13 protein-coding genes are annotated in these 15,033 nt (G+C 71.9%); 9 read left to right on the top strand and 4 right to left on the bottom strand.

Going from position 1 to position 15,033, the window contains the following annotated elements:
* Positions 1–2 precede the first annotated feature (2 nt).
* The 3 genes from pcp to ACSMTC_RS37510 all read left to right on the top strand — a co-directional run bounded on the left by pcp (position 3) and on the right by ACSMTC_RS37510 (position 2,044).
* Positions 3–647, top strand: coding sequence for a pyroglutamyl-peptidase I (gene pcp / locus ACSMTC_RS37520; RefSeq protein ID WP_436564227.1), 645 nt, complete (start codon positions 3–5; stop codon positions 645–647).
* 118 nt (positions 648–765) lie between these two features.
* Positions 766–1,260 carry a hypothetical protein gene (locus tag ACSMTC_RS37515; protein WP_436564226.1) on the top strand — a complete coding sequence of 165 codons (495 nt, stop codon included), beginning with the start codon at positions 766–768 and terminating at the stop codon, positions 1,258–1,260.
* 199 nt (positions 1,261–1,459) lie between these two features.
* On the top strand, positions 1,460–2,044 hold the full coding sequence (locus tag ACSMTC_RS37510) for a hypothetical protein (RefSeq protein ID WP_436564225.1): 585 nt from the start codon (positions 1,460–1,462) through the stop codon (positions 2,042–2,044).
* Between the two features lie 68 nt (positions 2,045–2,112).
* Here ACSMTC_RS37510 and ACSMTC_RS37505 read toward each other — a convergent pair whose 3' ends face one another.
* Entirely contained in the window at positions 2,113–2,508 is a 396-nt protein-coding gene (locus tag ACSMTC_RS37505; protein ID WP_436564224.1) for a MerR family transcriptional regulator, read from the bottom strand.
* Positions 2,509–2,573: 65 nt separating this feature from the next.
* Between ACSMTC_RS37505 and ACSMTC_RS37500 the strand changes: the two genes are divergently transcribed.
* The 4 genes from ACSMTC_RS37500 to ACSMTC_RS37485 all read left to right on the top strand — a co-directional run bounded on the left by ACSMTC_RS37500 (position 2,574) and on the right by ACSMTC_RS37485 (position 7,939).
* Positions 2,574–3,782, top strand: a complete 1,209-nt coding sequence (locus ACSMTC_RS37500; RefSeq protein ID WP_436564223.1) for an MFS transporter — start codon at positions 2,574–2,576, stop codon at positions 3,780–3,782.
* A gap of 820 nt (positions 3,783–4,602) precedes the next feature.
* Positions 4,603–5,751, top strand: coding sequence for a deoxynucleoside kinase (locus ACSMTC_RS37495; RefSeq protein ID WP_436564222.1), 1,149 nt, complete (start codon positions 4,603–4,605; stop codon positions 5,749–5,751).
* A gap of 141 nt (positions 5,752–5,892) precedes the next feature.
* Entirely contained in the window at positions 5,893–6,666 is a 774-nt protein-coding gene (locus tag ACSMTC_RS37490; RefSeq protein WP_436564221.1) for an HdeD family acid-resistance protein, read from the top strand.
* Between the two features lie 61 nt (positions 6,667–6,727).
* A complete protein-coding gene (locus ACSMTC_RS37485) occupies positions 6,728–7,939 on the top strand; it encodes an FUSC family protein (protein ID WP_436564220.1) in 1,212 nt (403 codons plus the stop codon).
* 8 nt (positions 7,940–7,947) lie between these two features.
* Here the strand turns inward: ACSMTC_RS37485 and ACSMTC_RS37480 are convergent, their stop codons facing one another.
* Positions 7,948–8,817: a class II glutamine amidotransferase gene (locus tag ACSMTC_RS37480; protein ID WP_436564219.1), complete on the bottom strand. Its 870-nt coding sequence runs from the start codon at positions 8,815–8,817 to the stop codon at positions 7,948–7,950.
* Positions 8,818–9,250: 433 nt separating this feature from the next.
* On the opposite strand from ACSMTC_RS37480, the gene ACSMTC_RS37475 reads away from it, so the two are divergent.
* Positions 9,251–10,705, top strand: coding sequence for a pyridoxal phosphate-dependent aminotransferase (locus tag ACSMTC_RS37475; RefSeq protein WP_436564218.1), 1,455 nt, complete (start codon positions 9,251–9,253; stop codon positions 10,703–10,705).
* A 116-nt stretch (positions 10,706–10,821) separates the two neighbouring features.
* Positions 10,822–12,219, top strand: coding sequence for an APC family permease (locus ACSMTC_RS37470; protein ID WP_436564217.1), 1,398 nt, complete (start codon positions 10,822–10,824; stop codon positions 12,217–12,219).
* Between the two features lie 36 nt (positions 12,220–12,255).
* Here the strand turns inward: ACSMTC_RS37470 and ACSMTC_RS37465 are convergent, their stop codons facing one another.
* A complete protein-coding gene (locus tag ACSMTC_RS37465; RefSeq protein WP_436564216.1) occupies positions 12,256–13,812 on the bottom strand; it encodes an AMP-binding protein in 1,557 nt (518 codons plus the stop codon).
* 129 nt (positions 13,813–13,941) lie between these two features.
* Positions 13,942–14,871, bottom strand: a complete 930-nt coding sequence (locus tag ACSMTC_RS37460) for a LysR family transcriptional regulator (protein ID WP_436564215.1) — start codon at positions 14,869–14,871, stop codon at positions 13,942–13,944.
* Positions 14,872–15,033: the final 162 nt, after the last annotated feature.

Here is a 15,033-nt window from a genome sequence, read left to right as displayed (position 1 = left end):
TGATGACCCGGGTCCTGCTCACCGGCTTCGAACCCTTCGACGGCGCTGTTCTCAACTCCTCCTGGGAAGCCGTCCGGCTGGCCGCCGGCAACCCGCCCGACGGGCTTGAGGTGATCCCCCGGCGGCTGTCCTGCGTGTTCGGACAGGCGGCCGACGAACTGCGCGCGGCGGTCCGGGATTCCGAGCCCGACCTGGTGGTCTGCGTCGGCCAGGCCGACGGCCGCCCGGACCTCAGCGTCGAACGCATCGCCGTCAACATCGACGACGCGCGCATCCCCGACAACGCCGGCCGGCAGCCCGTCGACCAGCCGGTGGTACCCGGCGGTCCCGCCGGGTACTTCGCCACCCTGCCGGTCAAGGCCTGCGTGGCCGCCATCCGCGCGGCCGGCCTGCCCGCCTCCCTCTCGCACTCCGCCGGCACCTTCGTCTGCAACCACGTCTTCTACGCCCTGATGCACCTCCTGGCCGCCCGGTACCCGGCCGTCCGCGGCGGTTTCGTCCACGTACCCGCCCTGCCGTCGCAGGTCCTCGGCCGGGCGGTGCCTTCGCTGCCGTCCTCCGCCGTCGCGACCGGCCTCGGCGCGCTGCTCACCGCCGCCGCCGATAACCACTCTGACCTGCGCGTTTCTGAGGGAGCCACACACTGACGCATCACCCGGTCGGCCCAGCGCGGGTCGCTGCGGGTACGGCTCCCTCCTACCGTCGGAGGAAGCCAGGCGCGGCATCGGCACCGAGTGCCAGGCCGTGCCGGAAGGGAGCAACCCCATGCGTCCGGTGAAGATCACAGCCATCGCGGTGGCAGCGGGTAGCCTGCTGGGTCTGACCGCCTCCTCGGCCCTCTCGGCCAACAGGCCGAGCGCCGCGGCGACCTCCACCGCATCTCCGTCTGCGTCCCCGTCGGCCAAGGCCACTCCAACGGCCACCGCCACCCCGTCCCCCACCGCCTCACCGACTTCCAGGCCCACCCCGGGTCTCAGGACCGCGGTGATCCCCGCGACCGCACACCCCGACCAGAGCGTCGCGCTGTTCCTGCGCGGCTGCCGTAACCCCGGGCGAGGCGGAACCGCCGAGGGTGCGCTGATCGGCAAGGGCAAGGAGAGGGCCCCGATCGGGGTCACCGAGCTGGTCTCCGGCCAGCGCGGGACTCTCGTCGCGACTGCCAAGCTCACCAACGTCAAGAGCGGCGGCAACTACGAGATCTCCTTCTACTGTGCTTCCGACCCCAAGACGGTGGTCAAGGCCACCCTCATGGTGAGGTAGCTCCGGTCTGACGAGCCGGTGGATCCACGCCCCACGGGGCTCGGGCCACCGGCTCTGCCACGTCCGCGACTTGGCGCGGCCACCACCGGAACGCTCTCGCGGTCGACGGCGGATCAGCTTCACCGGCCACCAAGGCGGTTCACACCTCGACGGCCGGGCCCCGTAGTATCTCCGCCGCAGCAGACCAGAAGGAGTTCCCGTGCCCATCCGCCCCATCGGTTCCGTCCGGCGAAGCATCATCAGGCCGACGGCACTGGCCGCCGCCTCCCTGACCGCCCTGCTGGCACTGCAGTGCGGCACCGCCGCCGCGGCACCGGTCCAGCCGACGCCCGTCCCGGCGGCCGCCGGGGCCCCGGCCCAGCGGCAGGTGCGGATCACCGAGGGCCAGGTCCGCGAGGTCGGCCGGGGCGGCGACATCCTCTACCCCAGCGTGACCAGCTGTCTGACCGTCACCGTACGACTGCGCGACGGCGGACTGGTGGGCGCTCACGCCAGCCTGTTCCAGGTGCCCGGCGAGTACCGGTCGGACCAGATCCTCCCGGCGCTGCGCCGGCAGGTCGGCGAACTGCGGGTGACCGCGGTGGAGGTCAGGGGTGCCGTCGGCGCCTGGGACCCGAGCTACCTGACCAAGGCCATCGAGAGCTACGGCCCTGACGAGAACGTGCCCTACCCCGTCAAGCCCGACCACGGCGGCATCGCCGAGGCCGTGGCCCACGCGCTCGGCCAGCCCCGGGCGAAGGTCACGGTCCAGGACCTGCCCGACGGGGACATCACCGTCCGCTGACCGCCCCGGCCCAACCCGGCTACGGGCTACGGGCTACGGGCTACGGGCTACGGGCTACGGGCTACGGGCTACGGCGCCATGGCCGCCTCGGCGGCCTCCGGGCGGATCCTGGCACGCACCGCGTCGAGGTACTCGGCGATGGCGTCGCGGTTGCGGACCAGGCACTCGACCCGCTCGGTCATCCGGTCGCGTTCGCGCTCCAGTGTGGCGAGCATCTCCGGTGTCGCGTCGGGGAAGTGGATGACCCGGGGCTTGTCCAGGCAGGGGAGGATCTGCTTGATGATCCTGGTGGGCAGCCCGGCGTCGAGCAGCCCCCGGATCTGCAGGATGCGGTCCACGAACCGCTCGTCGTACTCGCGGTAGCCGTTCGAGGAGCGGTCGGCGACGATCAGGCCCTGCTCCTCGTAGTAGCGCAGCAGTCGGCGGGGTGTTCCGGTACGCTCCGACAGTTCTCCGATGCGCATGTGATGCACCTCACATCCGTTCGCGTTGACCCTCACATCAATGTGAGGGTTCGAGCATACGCGACATGAGCCACAACAGCACTCGACTACTGGTCAACTCCCCTGCCGAACAGGAGAATCGCCATCTTCCCCGGCTGGCGCTGCTGGCACTGGCCACCGCCGTCTTCATCACCAGCCTGACCGAGACCCTGCCCGCCGGCGTGCTGCCGGCGATGAGCGCCGACCTGAGGGTCAGCGAGTCCGCGATGGGCCAGTCGGTGACGATCTACGCGATCGGGTCCGCCGTCACCGCGATCCCGCTGTCCGCCGCCACCGCGGGATGGCCGCGCAAGCGGCTGCTGCTGACCGCCATGGCGGGATTCGCCGTCGCCAACACGGTCACCGCGCTCTCGACCGACTACCCGCTGACCATGGCGGCCCGGTTCCTCGCCGGGGTGGCGGCGGGCCTGGCCTGGACACTGCTGGCCGGGTACGCCCGCCGGCTGGCGCCCGTCCCGCTCCAGGGCAAGGCGATCGCGATCGTCATGACGGGCATTCCGATCGCGCTGTCGCTGGGAGTGCCCGCCGGGACCTTTCTCGGCAAGGCACTCGGCTGGTGGGTGGCGTTCCTGGCGATGACCGCGCTCGCGATGGGCGTGATCGCGTGGATCGGCGCCCTGGTCCCCGACCACCCCGGACAGCGGACGGAGGGGCGGACCCCGATCCTCGGGGCGCTCGCCGTCCCCGGTGTGCTGCCGGTCCTGTTCGTCACCCTGGTCTTCGTCCTGGCCCACACCGTCCTCTACGCCTACATCGCCCCGTTCCTCGGCCGGGCGGGGCTGGGCGGCTCGACCGGCCTGGTACTGCTGGTCTTCGGCGGCGCCTCACTGGTGAGCATCTATCTGGTGGGCGCCCACATCCGCCGCCGGCTGCGGAGTCTCACCATCGCCGGTACCGTCCTGATCGCCGCGGCGGCGGCCGTCCTGGCGCTGTGGGCCCACAGCGCCGCTCCGGTCTACCTGGCGGCGGCGCTGTGGGGACTGGGCTGGGGCGGGATTCCCACCCTGCTGCAGACCGCGGCGGGCAACGCCGGCGGCGACCGGGCGGATGCCGCGCAGACCATGCTGGTCACCCTGTGGAACGTGGCCATGGCCGTCGGCGGGGTCGTCGGCGGGATCCTGCTCGGCCTGTTCGACACCACCTCACTGCCCTGGAGCGTGCTCGCGCTGCTGGCACCGGTACTGGTGGTCGTGGTCGGCGCCCGCGCCCACGGGTTCCCCGCACGACGGGGGTGAGCACCGTCGAGCCGGGGCGCTCCGCCGTCGACAGCCGGTGGAGTGCCTCGACCTGACGCATCGTCAGACAGTCGGACTCTCCCGGCAGTACGCCGGGATGTCCGGAAAACGTCTATGCGCCCGGCGCCGGGCTCGGTGACGATTCCGGGGATGGCTCGGCAAGTCCCGTCGACTGGCACCGCGTGCACCAGGACAGGAGGACTTCCGTGGCTCCAGCATCGAGGGCCGCACCAGCGTCACGGGCGGCATCGCCCTGCCCCGCACCGGCCGGTTCGCGCTGTCGCCCCGCGCACGGCTCCGCCCTCCCCTCGAAGCGCCTGCCGTCGAGACCAGAGCCCGGCCTGGGGCCGACGCCCGGAGGCGGGAACGCCTGGCCGGTCCCTGGCTCCGGCTTCCCCGCCCCACTGGTGTGACCGTGGCTGCCCCGGTCAGCCGTCGGTCACCGAGGCGGTCCGGCCCGGGTTCGCCACCCGCCTGGCCGCCGCGGAGGATTCCACCGCGGGGGTTCCCATCGCGGCTCCGGTCGCGCTCGCGCACGACGGCGGAGCCGGGTGCACCGGTGTGCCCGGCCGTGCGCGGGACCGGGGCCCGACCCGGATGCGGAGCCGGTAGGCGTGCTGTCGCCGGTCCGCCCGGCCGGGGAACCGCCGTAGTCCGCCGGAGGGGTCCGCTGCTCGCGGCGGCCGCCGCCCGGGAGGACCGAAGACCTTCGCACCACGGCTGCTGAGTCCGGCCGCTGCCGAACGCTTCCGTCCGCCCGCCGCCCGTACCCGTGAACTCCCGTCGGCCGCAAGGCTCGTCGCGCCCACCCAGGAGAGTGATGCTCACCGCCCCGCCGCCCCGTCACCGCCCCGCTCACACGGCCGCCGCCTGCCTGGTGCTCGACAACGGGCGGCTCCTGCTGCCGGATTCCGGCTTCCGCGCCGAACTGCCGTCCGTGGTGGTCGAGTCCGGGACCTCCTTCCGCCGGGCCGCCTCCACCGCCCTGGCGGACAGCACCCGGCTACGCGCCCCGGCCGGGCACCTGGTCTACCTGGCCGAGCTGTACGCCCAGGCCGACCGCCGTGCCGGGGTACCGGCCCGCAACCTGCGGGTGTTCGGCTGGCGGCTCCCCGACCGGGCGGCGGCCGCCCGGGCCGCCCCGGCCGGACACCGCTGGGTGCCGCTGGACCGGCTCGGCGAACTCGACCTCGCCCCCGCAGCCTCGGGCTGGCTGCGCGCACTGGGCGTCCGGCTGGCCGCCATGGCGGAGGACCGCCCGCCACCGGCCCTGATCGAGCACTCGGCGCACCGGCTCATCGACCCCCTGCCCGTACTGGGCCGCCCCGCGGCGCCACCCGCCGTGGCCGTCCTCGGGCCGCCCGCGGTCGGCAAGAGCACCCTGCTCAACCACTGTGCGGCAGAGGACACCCGGGTCGCGCGCATACCGGACGTCGTGCCGGTCAACCGAGGGCCCGGCCGGGACGACTACCGCACCCGCTATCTGCTCGGGGACAGCTCGGCGGCGTTCTTCTGCCAGCTGGAGACACTGCTGCTGCGCGTCCTGCGGGACCTCAGGACCGGCCGGTCCGGGGTCCTCGACCAGGACGTGCACGGCTCGCTCGCCTACGCGAAGGCGCTCTACCTCAACGGCGATCTCACGGTCCAGGAGTACGAGGCCTACTACCGCTACCACCACCTGGTCACCGCCATGCTGCCGCCGCCGGCCACCGTGGTGCACCTCACGGCCCGTACCGAGGTGCTCATGCGCAGGCTGCGCCGCCGCGACCGCAGACTCGAGCGCTCCTTCACCAGCCGGTACGTCGCACTCGTCGCGCAGTGCTTCGAGGACGTGGCCGAGGAGTTGGCCGCGCGCGTACCTGTCCACCGCATCGACACCTCGGATCTCGGCCCGGAGGAGGTGCTCGACCGCTTCCGCCGCCTGGTGCCCGGAGCGCACCCGCCGCCTCCCGAGGAGCCGCCCGCGTGAGCGCCGCGGCTCTCCGGTGCCGTCCGGCCCGGCTCCGGCCGGAAGGCGGCCGCGCCCGGCGGACGTCCGCAGGCGGGATGGAGCCCAGCGGGTGACGATGGACACGCAGTGTCCCGGAACCCAGAGAGGCAGGTGCGGGCCATGAGCACCTCATCAGACTTCCCGTCCGGCACCGACCCGCGTGACATCCAGCCCCAGGGCACAGGCCGGCCGCACGGCGCCGGCCCGGCTCCGGAGGCGGGCGAGGGCGCGGGCGCGGGCACCGGCGTGGGCGCGGAGACCGAGGCGCACGACCTCGCTCCGTACGGTGGCGCGCTCAACCTGCTGGCCAACGCCACCTGGCAGGTGATGCTGACCGCGGGTGTGGCCGCCGTGGCGCTCGGTGTGTGCGTCCTGGTGTGGCCCGGTGCCACGCTCTTCGTGGTCGGGGTGCTGTTCGGTGTCTACCTGCTGATCAGCGGCGTGTTCCAGCTGACCGCGGCGTTCGGCCACCATGTGCCGGGTCATCTGCGCGCGCTGCACTTCGTCAGCGGCGCGCTGTTCCTGCTGCTGGGCCTGATCTGCTTCCGCAGCGCGGCGGAGACGATCCTGCTGCTCGCGCTCTGGATCGGCTTCGGCTGGCTGCTGCGCGGCGTCATGCTGACCGCGGCGGCGATCTCCACTCCTGCGATTCCGGCCCGCGGCTGGCAGATCTTCCTCGGTGTGCTGACCACGATCGCCGGGATCGTGCTGATCGTCTCGCCGTTCCGCTCGATCGCGGCGCTCACCCTGGTGGCCGGCATCTGGCTGATCGTCCTGGGGCTGATGGAGATCATCCATGCCATCCAGCTGCGTTCCCGGATGAGGAAGCTGACCTCCGGCGCGCCGAGCGCCACCGCCCCCGGGTTCGGTACGCGCCCGCACCCGCAGACGTAGTTCCGGGTGCCGCGCCCGCACGATCGCGGTGAGGCGGCCCCGGACCGGGAACGACGAGGGAATGCCAGCTTCGCGCGAAACGGTGGCCGAAGCCGTCCGACGCCGTCTCAAGGAGCCCGTCGTCGTCCTGACGGTGCGCGCGACGGTGGCGGCCACACTCTCCTACGCGGTCGCGGTCCAGCTGAGCAGCGAACCGGCTCCGCTGACCGCGCCGCTGACCGCCCTGCTCGTCGTCCAGGTCACCCTCTACTCCACCCTGACCACCGGCATCCGGCGGGTGAACTCGGTCGTGATCGGGGTGCTGATCGCCATCGGGTTCAGCTCCGTGACCGGCCTGTCCTGGTGGAGCCTGGGGCTGATCATCCTGGCCTCCCTGACGATCGGGCACTTCGTGCGGGTCGACGAGTTCGTCCAGGAGGTCGCGATCAGCGCCATGCTGATCCTCGGGGTCACCCGACTGGCCTCGCAGGCATGGGACCGGGTGCTGGAGACCCTGATCGGCGCCGGGGTCGGCCTGCTCTTCAACTTCGTCTTCGCGCCCCCGGTCTGGGTGGACACCGCGGGCGAGTCGATCGAGGACCTGGCCCGCCGGACCCGTCACCTGCTGGTGCGGATCTCCGAGGAGCTGAGCAGCCCCACCACGGTCGAGCGTGCCGCCGCCCGCCTGCACGAGGCGCGCCGGCTCGACCAGGCCATCGCCGACGTGGACGCCGCGCTGCGCCAGGCGGAGGACAGCCTGCGGCTGAACCCGAGGATCCGGGAGGGCGTGCTCTCCCGGCTGGTGCTGCGCACCGGGCTGGACACGCTGGAGATCTGCGTGGTCGTGGTGCGGGTGATGGCGCGTTCACTGACCGACCTGGCCAAGCGGCGCGGGCAGGACGAGGCACTCTTCCCGGCCCCGGTGGCGCTCGCCCTGGAGGAGCTGCTGGTGCATGTCGGCGGGGCGCTGGTGAGCTTCGCCGTGCTGGTGACGACCCAGGTGAGCCAGAACGCGGAGGAGGCCGAGAGCCGGCTCACCGCCGAACTCTCGGCCGCCAGGGACAGCCGGGACACGGCCGCCCATATGCTGCTGCGGCAGGTCCAGGAGCACCCGCACGCCTGGCAGTTGCACGGCGCGCTGCTGGCCGAGGTCGACCGGATCCTGGACGAGCTGGACCTGGAGCACCGCTCACGGCGCCTGATGGAGGAACTGGACCGGGCCTCGGTGGCCAACAGCGGGCGGTTCGAGTGGCTGGAGCGGCTGCGCAGCCTGGCCCGGGGCGAGAAGGGCTGACGGCCGGGTCAGGCGGCCTGCTGGGAGGCGGCGGCCTCGGGGCGCAGATCGCCGAGGCCGAGCGGGTGCGCGGGGGCGTCCGGCAGGATGATCCGGCGGGTCTGCCGGAGGTCCGGCCCGACGTGCAGCAGTTCACCGGGCGCCATCAGCCGCCAGGCCGGGTTTTCGTCCATGCGTTCGCTGGCCACCACGACCGTGTCCGCGGACCGGAGGTCGCTGGAGTGCACGCGCATCCGGCCGGCGGTGCCGCTGTGGTCCAGGTGCCGGTTGCCGTGACAGCCGCCGGCGGTCCTGACCAGCTCGTACAGCTCATGGGTGTCGGGGTAGCGCAGCGCCCAGAGTTCGGTGGGGGTGGTGAGGATCAGATTGAGCGCGTAGAGGGGCAGGTTCCCGGCGATCCAGCGGACCGCCTCGGTGATACCGGCGGTGATGTCGCCGCCGTTCGCCCTGATCTCACGGGTGATCAGGGCGAAGACCCGCTCGGAGTCGGTGTCGCCGAAGACCAGTGAGCGGTCCGTCGCGAGGTGTGCCTCCAGCTGGTCCAGCCCGCCGACGACACCGTTGTGTGCGAACAGGCGGCCGTCTTGTTCGAACGGGTGGGTGTTGCGAGCCGTCAGGCCGCCGGTGGAGGCGAAGCGGATGTGGGCGAGGAAGGTTGCGGACTCCACCTCTCTGGCCTCCTCCGCGAAGGCGCGGTCCTGGTAGGCGGCGATGGGCTCCTTGTCCACCTGCGGGGTGCCGTCGGCCGCGAAGAAGCCGAGGCCGGTCCCGTCGGGGTCGCGGTGGCTCTGGTCACTCAGGCTGTCGGGGGCCTCCAGCAGCCAGAAGGTGGCGCGGGTGCGCTTCGGGCTGCTGCTCAGGCCGAACAGACGGCACATCGGGCATTCCTCCGCTCGGATCGGGTCCACAGCGGTTCCCCCTCGGCCGCCGCGCCACTCCGACCGGAGCACCATCACACCCGGACAGTCGCACCCCGGCACCGATGTCACACCTCCGCCCGATTCTGTCCCCGATCGTCAACTCCTGTGAAAATCAAGCCGGTTCGATCCACCCATGCGGGTCACCGCCACGGCCGACCCGACCACGTGGGAACCTCTCCATCGGCGGTGCCGACCGGCGCGCAGCAGCACCTCGGGCGCCGTCGGGACGCTCCCCTTCCCCGGGTGCGCGCCGCCCGGTATCCGACTGGGGCACGCCCGGGCGCGTGTACTCCCGGGTTTTCCCCGCGCGCGCGAACAGACTGTTCGTCCACGGTGCCCTTCGCGCCCCGAAGAGGCGCCCCACGCACCCCGGAGAAAGGAATCGAGCGCCATGACGCCGAACTCCGCATCCACCAAGCAGAAGCAGCGGCACACCGCACCGCCGGCCCCGAAGGACATCGCTTCGGTGCTGGCCGGCACCCATGACCTGGAGCAGGCCCTCGCCTTCTACCACCGCTTCGCGGCACCCGATGTGGACAACCTCTCCGTCGCGGAGAACTGTCTGGTCTACGAGGACTCCCTGCAGATGCAGGTGTTCAAGAACATCAAGCTGATCGACGAGAAGTACATCAACTACCTTCCGGCATACGGCGAGGACGACCTGCGCCAGTGGTCGGCCGACCTGCTCGGCCACGCGTTCGGGACCACGGTGAAGAAGGAGCACGTGTACGGCACCGCGGGCGTCGCCTCCGCCCTGGAGTGTCTGGCGTTCGGCCTGAAGGGGGAGGGCACTGCCGATGACCCCCCGCCGCTGCGGGACGGTGACGCGGTCCTGCTGCCCGCGCCGTACTGGCAGGGGTTCAACTGGTCGTTCGAACAGCGGCCGAAGCTCACCTGCGTGCCGGTCAACCTCCCCACCTCGGGGAACGAGCGCTTCAAGCTCACCCTCAAGCTCATCCAGGACACCTACGGCGAGTACCAGAAGAAGAAGGGCAAGGCGCCGAGGCTGCTGGTCCTCACCAACCCGCAGAACCCGCTGGGTGTGAACTACCCGAAGGAGCTGCTCGAGGAGATCTACACCTGGGTCATGGAGAAGACCGAGATGCACATCATCTCGGACGAGATCTACTGCTTCTCCCAGATCTCCGGCTCGAAGCCGGCCTTCGTCAGCGCCCTCAAGCTCGATGCCTACCGCAAGCACCCGAACCGGGTCCACGTCGTCTGGGGCTTCGCCAAGGACTTCGGACTCTCGGGCTTCCGCACCGGATTCCTGGTCTCCGGCTACGACCCGGTCAGGCGGGTCATGGAGGGCAGCAAGGACGACGCCGAGAAGCGCGCCTCGCTCTCCTGGTTCAGCCCGTTCGACTCCCTCAAGCAGTACGTGATCGAGGCGATCCTCACCGCCAAGGCCGACGGCGACAAGTCCGAGCCCTACACGACCTATGCGATGAAGCGCTACGGCGGTCTCCTCACCAAGAGCTTCCAGCACGTCAAGGACCGCCTGGACGCCAACAAGATCAAGTACGTCCACGACGACGGCGGCAACGCGGCGCAGTTCTTCTGGCTCGACCTCACCGACTACCTGAAGCCGAAGCACCACGACACCAACGGCGCCGGCTCCGCCTCCGCCGACCTCCCCCTCCAGGCGCTGAACACCCGGGCCCTGGACCCGCGGGAGGATGCCCTCTTCCACTACCTCGTGGAGAAGGCCCAGGTCACGCTGCTCCCCGGCGGGGTCATGTCCTGCCCCACCCCCGGCTTCTTCCGCCTCTGCTACACCGCTCTGCCGGCCGAGAAGGTCGGCGAGGCCGTGGACCGGGTGGCCAAGGCCCTGAACTCCTGGTAGCGCCCCGCGCTGCGGCCGCCCCGGGCCCGACCGGGGCGGCCGCGGCCGCCATCGATCGCCGGCCGGCTCCGCCCGGACGGGAAACCGACACGCTGACCGCGGACGGGAGAAACCGGATGACCGACAGGACGGACACCGACGTGGTCCGGCCGGACGACGACGGGCCGCTGTCGCGGTTCGGCTACCGGCAGCAGCTGCGCCGCACCCTGCACCTGCGCGACCTGGTGGTCTACGGCCTGGTCTTCATGGTGCCGATCGCGCCGTTCGCGATCTTCGGCATCGTCTTCGACATCTCCCGGGGCATGGTGGCGCTCACCTACCTCGTCGGGCTGGTGGCCATGCTCTTCACCGCCGCCAGCTACCGCGAGATGTCCCGGGCCTTCCCCATCGCCGGCTCCGTCTACTCCTACGCGGGGCGCGGGCTGCACCCGTGGGCCGGCTTCCTCGCCGGCTGGGGCATCCTGCTCGACTACCTGCTCGTGCCGACCCTGCTCTACGTCACCGGAGCCGTGGCGCTCCAGTCGGTGCTGCCCAGTGTGCCGCAGCGCGGGTGGATCGTGGTCTTCGTGGTGTTCAACACCGTGGTGAACCTGCTGGGGATCGAGACCACGGCCCGGCTGAACCGGCTGTTCCTGCTCGGCGAACTGGCCGTCCTGGCCGCGTTCGTGGTCCTGAGCACCCTCGCCGTCGCCCGCGGGGTCGGCGGCGCGCACTGGAGCCTCGACCCGTTCTACAACCCGGGTGTCTTCTCCGTCGGCGTGGTGTTCTCCGCGCTGTCCGTGGCCGTGCTCTCGTTCCTCGGTTTCGACGCGATCTCCACCCTCGCGGAGGAGGCCGAAGGCGGCAGCAGGGTGGTCGGGCGGGCCACCGTACTGTCGCTGTGCCTGGTCGCGGCGCTGTTCGTGGTGCAGACCTACCTCGCGGCGCTGCTGCTGCCGGGCCGCACCAGCCTGCCGGGTGAGGCAGCGCAGAACACCGCGTTCTACGACCTCGCGGGGGTCGTCGGAGGCGGCGCGTTCAAGGCGGTCGTGGCGATCGCCGCCGCACTGGCCTCCGCGGTCGCCAACTCGCTCGTGGCGCAGGCCGCCACGTCCAGGCTGCTGTTCTCGATGGCCCGTGACGGACAGCTGCCGCGCTTCCTGGCCCATGTCGACCCCCGGCGCCAGGTGCCCGAGCGGGCCCTGCTGCTGGTGGCGGCGGTCAGCCTGGGGCTGGGACTCGCCCTGGCCGGCCGGGTCGGCCTGCTGGCGTCGCTGGTGAACTTCGGCGCCCTGTTCGCCTTCCTGATGCTGCACCTGTCGGTGGTGTCCCACTTCCTGATCCGCCGCCGTCAGCACACCTACGGGATGCACCTGGCCGTGCCGGTGATCGGTTTCGCGATCATCGGCTATGTGCTCTACCACGCGGACGTCCACTCCCGGATCGCCGGCACGTGCTGGCTGGCGGTCGGCGCGGCGATCCTCGCGGTCCGCCGGCTGACCGGCCGACCGACCGGCCCGGGACTCGGCCCCTGACCGGCCGTCGGTCCGCCCACGGCCGCCGGAGCGGTCTCACCGGTCGCCCAGCGTCTGCCGCAGCAGCTTCTTGTCGGGCTTGCCGGCGGCGGTCAGCGGGATGGCCGGAACCAGGTGGACGGCCTCCGGAGCGTACAGCCGGCCCTTGCGGGTGGTGACGAACTCACGCAGCAGGCCCAGGTCGAGGTGGTGGCCCGGGGCGGGGACGACGGCGGCGTGGACGTGCTCGGTCGAGTCCTCGGCACTGACTCCGAAGACCGCGCACTGGGCGACGGCGGGATGGGCGAGCAGCAGTTCCTCGACCTCGGCGGGGTAGACGTGGCCGCCCACGACGATGATCATGTCCTTCCGGCGGTCGACGATGAAGAGATAGCCCTCCTCGTCGAGGTAGCCGACGTCCCCGGTGCGGACCCAGCCATCGCGCACGACCTCGGCGGTGAGCTCGGGCTGCTTCCAGTAGCCGCGCATGACGCCCTCGGACCGTACGTGGATCTCGCCCTCCTGCCCCGCTGGCAGCGTCCGGCCGTCCTGGTCCCGGATCGCGATCTCGACGCCGGGCAGCGGCCGCCCGACGGTGATCTGCCCGCCGGGCCCGCTCACGGTGTGCTCCTGCGGGCCGACCTCGGTGATCGCCATGGCCTCACTCTGGCCGTAGGTGCCGTAGAGGACGGGACCGAAGGCCTCGGCCGCCTGCCGCAGGCGGGCCGGTGAGGCGGGGCAGCCGCCGTAGGTGATCCGGCCGAGGCTGGACAGGTCGGTGCGGGAGCGGTCGGGGTGGTCGAGCAACTGGTAGAGCAGCGGCGGCAGCAGCCACAGATGGGTGATCCGTTCCCGCTCGACCGCGGCCAGCACCTCGCCCGGTTCGAAGGCCCGCTGCAGCACCACCGAGCCGCCGCGGAACAGCGCCATGTCGGCGAAGATGCCCGCGAGATGGGCGAGCGCAGTGCAGGCCAGATAGCGCGGCTCCGCGCCGGCGCCGGTGAGCGGGGCGGCGATACTGCGCCGGTACGGGCCGTGGCTCATCCTGATGCCCTTGGGCACTCCGGTGGTGCCGCCGGTGTGCCGGATGCACCAGTCGTCCTGCGGGCCGACCGGGACGGCGAACGGCTCCGGCGCGCGGTCGGCGGAGCTCGCCACCACGTCCTCACCGAAGGGTCCGGGGCCGAGGGTGAGCACGGCGGGGAGCTTCAGCAGGGGCAGCAGCTGCTCGGCGTCCCGGTACCGGGTGGCGTCGATCAGCAGCAGTTCGGTGTCGACGCTGTCCACGACGCGGGCGAGCGTCTCGGGAGCCATGCCGTCGTAGAGGAAGACCACCCGTGCGCCGAGCAGGTTCACCGCGTAGCGGGCCCCGAGCGCTTCGGGGGTGTTGCCGGTCAGCAGGGACACGGTCATGCCCCGGCCGATCCCCCGCCCGGCCAGCTCGTGCGCCAGCCGGTACGTGCCGTCCCGGAACTCCCCCGCCGTGATCCGCCGGCCCTCGGCGCTGGTCAGCACCGACCGCTCGGGCGTCCGCGCCAGCACGTCGAGGATGGCTTCGGCATAGCTGGTGAAGCCGCCGTCGGACTCGGCGGGGCGGTGTCGTTCGTCGTTCATCGTAGGGTTCCCCTCGGTCGCTGAGCCCGGCCGACCGCCGGGCCCGTCCGGTCGTAAGTCCGTGAACCGGTCCGAGAACGACGCTATGCGCAATCGCTCATGCCTTCCACGATCAGTTCCGCCATGTGCTCATGCCTCCGGAGTACTCAGGCCGGTGCCGGGCGGGTCGGACCTCACGGCGGGGACGCAGCCGAGCCGCTCGACGGCGAGCTCGCGGAAGTTCCGGGCGGCGGTGGAGAGATAGCCGTCCCTGCGCCACACCAGCGACAGCACACGGTGGCAGTCCGGGACGTCCAGGCGCACCCAGGAGACGGGAGCGTGCGACGAGGCGAGGCGGGATATCTCGGGGACGAGGCCGATCCCGAGACCGGCGCTGATCAGGTTCTGGGTGGCGCCGGGTTCGTCGCCCTCGCAGCCGATGACGGGGGTGAGCCCGGCCTCGGCGAAGAGCCGGTCCAGCAGGGCGCGTTGCCAGTGCCCGGGCCTGGTACTGACGAACGCCTCCTCGGCGAGTGCGGCGATGTCCACGCGGTCCCGTCCGGCGAGGCGGTGGCCGAGCGGGACGGCGAGCAGCACCTCTTCTCTGACCAGCTCGACCGAGCACAGCGCCGATCCGTTCAGCGGCTGCGAGGCGATGCAGAAGTCGACTTCCCTCGCCTGGAGTTGGCGGTTCATCCGGTCGTTGGAGGACTGGAAGAGCCGGACCGTCACGCCCGGGTACCGGGCCCGGAACGCGGCGAGCATCCCGCTCAGCGTGAGCAGGGTCTCGGCCGCGACGGCCAGACTGCCGTGGTCCGAACCCGCCGCGTCGGCGAGTTCGCGGCGCGCGTCGTCCAGTTCGGCCAGCGCCCGGTCGACCCGGCGGAGGAAGGCGGTGCCGTAGCGGTTCAGCCGGATGCGACGGCCCTGGCGGTCGAAGAGCGGTACACCGAGTTCGGCTTCGAGGCGGGCGATCGTCCGGCTCACCGAGGGCTGGGCCACCCTCAGTTCCTCGGCGGCGCGGCTGATGTGCTCGTGGCGGGCGACCGCCTGGAAGTAGCGGAGCGACAGCAGATCCATGGCTACTCATCTCGTGTTCAGGAAGGCAACATCATCGCCGACCTCGATCCGGAGAGCGCCGTCGCCCGCATGGCCGCCCCCGTTCGGCAGCCACGACCGCGCCCCGCCCGAAAACCGGCACCCCGCCGCGGCGCGGCTGGGGCACAATGAGGGCGCTGTCGA

The organism is Kitasatospora sp. HPM-01-4, from assembly GCF_051374625.1.
Classification (GTDB): domain Bacteria; phylum Actinomycetota; class Actinomycetes; order Streptomycetales; family Streptomycetaceae; genus Kitasatospora.
This window is presented reverse-complemented; position numbering and strand designations above follow the sequence as displayed.

Coding starts and splice junctions, on each gene's coding strand:
- ACSMTC_RS37515 (WP_436564226.1), top strand. CDS start 766: ATGCGTCCGGTGAAGATCACAGCCATCGCGGTGGCAGCGGGTAGCCTG.
- ACSMTC_RS37495 (WP_436564222.1), top strand. CDS start 4,603: ATGCTCACCGCCCCGCCGCCCCGTCACCGCCCCGCTCACACGGCCGCC.
- ACSMTC_RS37465 (WP_436564216.1), bottom strand. CDS start 13,812: ATGAACGACGAACGACACCGCCCCGCCGAGTCCGACGGCGGCTTCACC.
- ACSMTC_RS37460 (WP_436564215.1), bottom strand. CDS start 14,871: ATGGATCTGCTGTCGCTCCGCTACTTCCAGGCGGTCGCCCGCCACGAG.
- ACSMTC_RS37480 (WP_436564219.1), bottom strand. CDS start 8,817: ATGTGCCGTCTGTTCGGCCTGAGCAGCAGCCCGAAGCGCACCCGCGCC.
- ACSMTC_RS37490 (WP_436564221.1), top strand. CDS start 5,893: ATGAGCACCTCATCAGACTTCCCGTCCGGCACCGACCCGCGTGACATC.
- ACSMTC_RS37470 (WP_436564217.1), top strand. CDS start 10,822: ATGACCGACAGGACGGACACCGACGTGGTCCGGCCGGACGACGACGGG.
- ACSMTC_RS37485 (WP_436564220.1), top strand. CDS start 6,728: ATGCCAGCTTCGCGCGAAACGGTGGCCGAAGCCGTCCGACGCCGTCTC.
- ACSMTC_RS37500 (WP_436564223.1), top strand. CDS start 2,574: ATGAGCCACAACAGCACTCGACTACTGGTCAACTCCCCTGCCGAACAG.
- pcp (WP_436564227.1), top strand. CDS start 3: ATGACCCGGGTCCTGCTCACCGGCTTCGAACCCTTCGACGGCGCTGTT.
- ACSMTC_RS37475 (WP_436564218.1), top strand. CDS start 9,251: ATGACGCCGAACTCCGCATCCACCAAGCAGAAGCAGCGGCACACCGCA.
- ACSMTC_RS37505 (WP_436564224.1), bottom strand. CDS start 2,508: ATGCGCATCGGAGAACTGTCGGAGCGTACCGGAACACCCCGCCGACTG.